Origin of the sequence: Variovorax boronicumulans NBRC 103145 (assembly GCF_001591345.1) — a bacterium.
In the GTDB taxonomy this organism is placed as follows: Bacteria; Pseudomonadota; Gammaproteobacteria; order Burkholderiales; family Burkholderiaceae_C; genus Variovorax; species Variovorax boronicumulans.
In genome coordinates this window covers 1-4,273 of the sequence record NZ_BCUS01000223.1, presented here as the reverse complement: position 1 = coordinate 4,273, position 4,273 = coordinate 1, and the positions used below count along the sequence as shown (strand labels likewise).

Below are 4,273 nucleotides of genomic sequence, written 5' to 3'. Positions count from 1 at the left end.
TGCTGCTGGGCGACCAGGCCACCGCCGCCGACATCGCCCGCGTGCAGAAGGACTACGGCCTGGACAAACCCCTGCCCGTGCAGTTCGGCTACTGGCTGCGCGAAGTGCTGCAGGGCAACCTGGGCACCTCGATCTTCCTGCAGCGCCCGGTGACGCAGGCGCTGTGGGAGCGCGCCGAGCCCACCACCTTGCTCGCGCTGCTGGCCGTGGCCATCGCGGCGCTCATCGGTGTGCCCTGCGGCATCGTCTCGGCGGTGTTCCGCGGCCGCGCGGTCGACCAGTTCTTCACCGGCATCGCGATGCTGGGCGCGAGCATTCCCAGCTTCTGGCTGGGCATCGTGCTGATCCAGATCTTCGCGGTGTCCTTCGGCTGGTTCCCGGTGTCGGGCTACGGCGCGCCCGATGCGCCGTTTGCCGAGAGATTGCACGCGCTGGTGCTGCCCGCCACCGTGCTGGGCCTCTTGAACTCCGCACTCATCATCCGCTTCACGCGCGCCTCCATGCTCGACGTGCTCGGCGAGGACTACGTGCGCACCGCCCGCTCCAAAGGCCTGAGCGAGAGCACCGTCGTCTTGAAGCACGCGCTGCGCAATGCCTTGGTGCCCATCGTCACGGTGATCGGCCTGACCGTCGCACTCATGATCGGCGGCGCCGTCATCACCGAGACCGTGTTCGGCCTGCCGGGCGTGGGCAACCTCGTGGTCAACGCCGTGCTGCGGCGCGACTACCCGGTCATCCAGGGTGCGCTGCTCGTGATTGCCGCGATCTACGTGCTCATCAATTTCTCGATCGACCTGCTGTACGCGGTGGTCGATCCGCGCGTGAAGGTCTGAACGATGCGCATGCCTCGAATGCTCCGCCAGCTGATGCACCGCCGCATCGTGATGGTCTCTGCCCTGGTGCTGCTGGTGATTGCCGTGCTCGCTGTCGGTGCACCGCTGTTCGCGTCCGCCGATCCCAACGACACGGCCGTGCTGCAGCGCCTGAAGGCGCCCAGCGCCGAACACCTGCTGGGTACCGATGAACTGGGTCGCGACATGTACGCGCGCATCGTGCACGGCGCACGTTACTCGCTAGCCATCGCGGCGCTCACGGCCCTGGGCGCGGTCATCGCCGGCACGGTGCTGGGCCTCATGGCCGGGTTCTTCCGCCGCCTCGATGCACCGCTGATGCGCGTGGTCGACGCCATGATGTCCTTCCCCGACATCCTGCTGGCCATCGCGCTGGTGGCCATCCTGGGGCCCTCGCTGATGAACACCGTGCTTGCATTGGTGCTGGTCTATACGCCGCGTGTCGCACGCGTGGTGCGGGCCTCGACCTTGGTGGTGCGCGAGCTGCTGTTCGTCGAAGCCGTGCGCGCCCTGGGCGTTCGCACCTCCCGCATCCTGTGGCGCCACATCCTGCCGAACCTGATGTCGCCGATCCTCGTGCAGGTGTCGTTCATCTTCGCCTACGCGATCCTGGCCGAAGCGGGCCTGTCGTTCCTCGGCGTCGGTGTGCCGCCCGAGATCCCCACCTGGGGCACCATGGTCGCGGGCAGCCAGCAGTACGCGCACCAGGCCTTCTGGGTCGTGCTGTTCCCGGGCCTGGCGATCATCTTCACGGCGCTGTCGCTGCAGCTGCTGGGTGATGGCGTGCGCGACCTGCTCGATCCGAAGCTGAAGAAGACCTCGTGATGACGAACGCGAACACCACCCCACGCCTCACGGTCACCAACCTGAGCACCAGCTTCCCCACTGAAGACGGATTGATCCGTTCGGTGGCCGATGTGAGTTTCTCGATCCAGCCCGGCAAGACCACCGCACTGGTGGGCGAGTCGGGCTCGGGCAAGTCGGTCACCAGCCTCACGCTGATGCGCCTCTTGCCCAAGACCGCGAACGCGCAGGTCAGCGGATCGGCATCTTTCGTCACCCGCGAAGGCAAGACGCTCGACCTGCTGCAGATCGGCGAACGCGAGATGCGCTCGCTGCGCGGCAACCAGCTGTCGATGATCTTCCAGGAGCCCATGACCAGCCTGAACCCGGTCTTCACCATCGGCGAGCAGATTGCCGAGAGCGTGCGCCTGCACAAGGGGCTCGATCGCAAGGCCGCGCTGGCCCATGCGCTGCGCATGCTGGAGCTGGTGGAGATCCCGGCTGCTGCCCAACGCATCCACGAGTACCCGCACCAGCTGTCGGGCGGCATGCGCCAGCGCGTGATGATCGCGCTGGCCATGGCCTGCGACCCGACGCTGCTGATCGCCGACGAGCCCACCACCGCGCTGGACGTGACCATCCAGGCGCAGATCCTGGAGCTGATGCGCCGGCTGCAGGCCGAGACGGGCATGAGCATCCTGTTCATCACGCACAACCTGGGCGTGGTGGCGCACCATGCCGACGACGTGGTGGTCATGTACTCGGGCCGTGTGGTCGAGCGTGCGCCGGTGCGGCCGTTGTTCGCGCAGCCCGAGCATCCGTACACGCAGGGCCTGCTGGCCTGCCTGCCGGGCAAGGCGCGGGTTCCCGGGCAACCGAAGCCCAAGCGGCTGTTCGCCATTCGCGGGCAGGTGTCGAGCCCGCTGGCGCCACCACCGGGCTGCGCCTTCGAGCCGCGCTGCGACCAGGCGCTGCCCGAATGCCGAAGCGCCATGCCGCCGCTGATCGACATCCGGCAAGACCGCCAGGCGCGCTGTGTGCGCGTGCAGCCCGACCAATCGCTCGCGAGGGCTGCATGATGACCACCGCCGTTTCTTCCCCTTCTTCCTCGCCCCTCATCGAAGTCCGTGGCCTCAAGAAGTACTTCGGCAGCAACGAGCGCCCCGTGCGCGCAGTCGACGACGTGTCCTTCGCGATCCAGCCCGGCGAGACGCTGGGCCTGGTGGGCGAGTCGGGCTCGGGCAAGAGCACCATCGGGCGCACCGTGCTGCGGCTCGTGGAGCGCACCGAGGGCCAGGTGCTGTACCGCGGCGACGACATCGGCGGCCTTTCCGGCGAGCGCATGCGCAAGCTGCGCAGCAAGCTGCAGATCATCTTCCAGGACCCGTACGCCAGCCTGAACCCGAAGATGCGCATCAGCGCCATCCTCGGTGAAGCGCTGTCCACGCACGGCCTGCACAAGGGCGCCGCCGCGCGCGACAAGCGCATCGCCGAGCTGCTCGAAACCGTGGGCTTGCGCCCCGAGCATGCGAGCCGCTTCCCGCACGAGTTCTCGGGCGGCCAGCGCCAGCGCATCGGCGTGGCGCGCGCGCTGGCCGTGGAGCCCGAGTTCATCGTGGCCGACGAGCCGCTGTCGGCGCTCGACGTGTCGATTCAATCGCAGGTCATCAACCTGCTGGCGGACCTGCGCGAGCGCCTGGGCCTGACCATGCTCTTCATCTCGCACGACCTCGACGTGGTCGAGTACCTGTGCGACCGCGTGGTGGTGCTGTACCTTGGCAAGGTGATGGAAGTCGCCACCACCGAGGAGCTGTTCGCGAACCCCTCGCACCCCTACACCCAGGCGCTGCTGGCCGCGAGCCCGAAGCCCGATCCCGAGATGGCCACCGAGCGCATTGCGCTCAAGGGCGACATTCCCAGCCCGATCTCGCCGCCCTCGGGCTGCGTGTTCCGCACGCGCTGCCCGCATGCCATCGAGGCCTGTGCGCAGACGGTACCCACGCTCGACGAACTTTCTCCCGGACACTACAGCGCCTGCATCCGCAAAGAACTGCTCTCCAACACCGCCGTTGCACGACCATGACCGACACCGTTTCTGCCACCCAAGACTTCATCGACCCGCTGCTGAGCGACCGTTTCAAGGGCTACCCGCGCACCCAGCAGCCACGCCGGCGCAGCGAAGTCGGCGCCGCCGGCTGGAATGTGCTGGCCGGCGACCTGCCGCTGCCGCTGGCCGTGCTCAAGCGCGAGGCGCTCGAACACAACCTCCAATGGATGCAATCGCGCGTGCGCGAATGGGGCATCGACCTCGCACCGCACGGCAAGACCACCATGTCGCCGCAGCTGTTCCAGCGCCAGCTCGACGCCGGCGCCTGGGGCCTGACCTTCGCCACCGTCACGCAACTGGCCGTGGGCGTGGCCGCCGGCGCGCGCCGCACGCTGATCGCCAACCAGGTCGTGAGCGACGAAGACCTCGCGGGCATCCAGCTGCTGCTGGCCGACCATGCGGACCTGCGCGTCGTGTTCCTGGTCGATTCGATCGCGCAGCTGGCGCTGATCGAAGACTGGTCGAAACGCCATCCTGCGAGCGTGCCTTTCGAGGTCATGCTCGAGATTGGCATCGACGGCGGACGCACCGG

Annotated in this window: 5 protein-coding genes; all 5 read left to right on the top strand. The window is 67.9% G+C overall.

Features of this window, described 5'->3' with window-relative positions; genetic code table 11:
* Positions 1 to 833, top strand: an 833-nt coding sequence (locus tag VBO01S_RS30940; RefSeq protein WP_062482923.1) for an ABC transporter permease, incomplete at its 5' end; no start/stop codon positions are given.
* Positions 834 to 836: 3 nt separating this feature from the next.
* Positions 837 to 1,676, top strand: coding sequence for an ABC transporter permease (locus VBO01S_RS30935; RefSeq protein ID WP_062482920.1), 840 nt, complete (start codon positions 837 to 839; stop codon positions 1,674 to 1,676).
* Positions 1,676 to 2,713 (top strand): ABC transporter ATP-binding protein, encoded by a 1,038-nt coding sequence (locus VBO01S_RS30930; protein ID WP_062482917.1) that lies wholly within the window; start codon positions 1,676 to 1,678, stop codon positions 2,711 to 2,713. Before VBO01S_RS30935 ends, VBO01S_RS30930 begins: the two co-directional genes overlap by 1 nt.
* Positions 2,713 to 3,717 (top strand): ABC transporter ATP-binding protein, encoded by a 1,005-nt coding sequence (locus tag VBO01S_RS30925; RefSeq protein WP_062482925.1) that lies wholly within the window; start codon positions 2,713 to 2,715, stop codon positions 3,715 to 3,717. Before VBO01S_RS30930 ends, VBO01S_RS30925 begins: the two co-directional genes overlap by 1 nt.
* On the top strand, positions 3,714 to 4,273 hold a 560-nt coding region (locus VBO01S_RS30920), incomplete at its 3' end, for a type III PLP-dependent enzyme domain-containing protein (RefSeq protein ID WP_174543722.1). The genes VBO01S_RS30925 and VBO01S_RS30920, both read left to right, overlap by 4 nt.

Coding starts and splice junctions, on each gene's coding strand:
- VBO01S_RS30935 (WP_062482920.1), top strand. CDS start 837: ATGCGCATGCCTCGAATGCTCCGCCAGCTGATGCACCGCCGCATCGTG.
- VBO01S_RS30930 (WP_062482917.1), top strand. CDS start 1,676: ATGACGAACGCGAACACCACCCCACGCCTCACGGTCACCAACCTGAGC.
- VBO01S_RS30925 (WP_062482925.1), top strand. CDS start 2,713: ATGACCACCGCCGTTTCTTCCCCTTCTTCCTCGCCCCTCATCGAAGTC.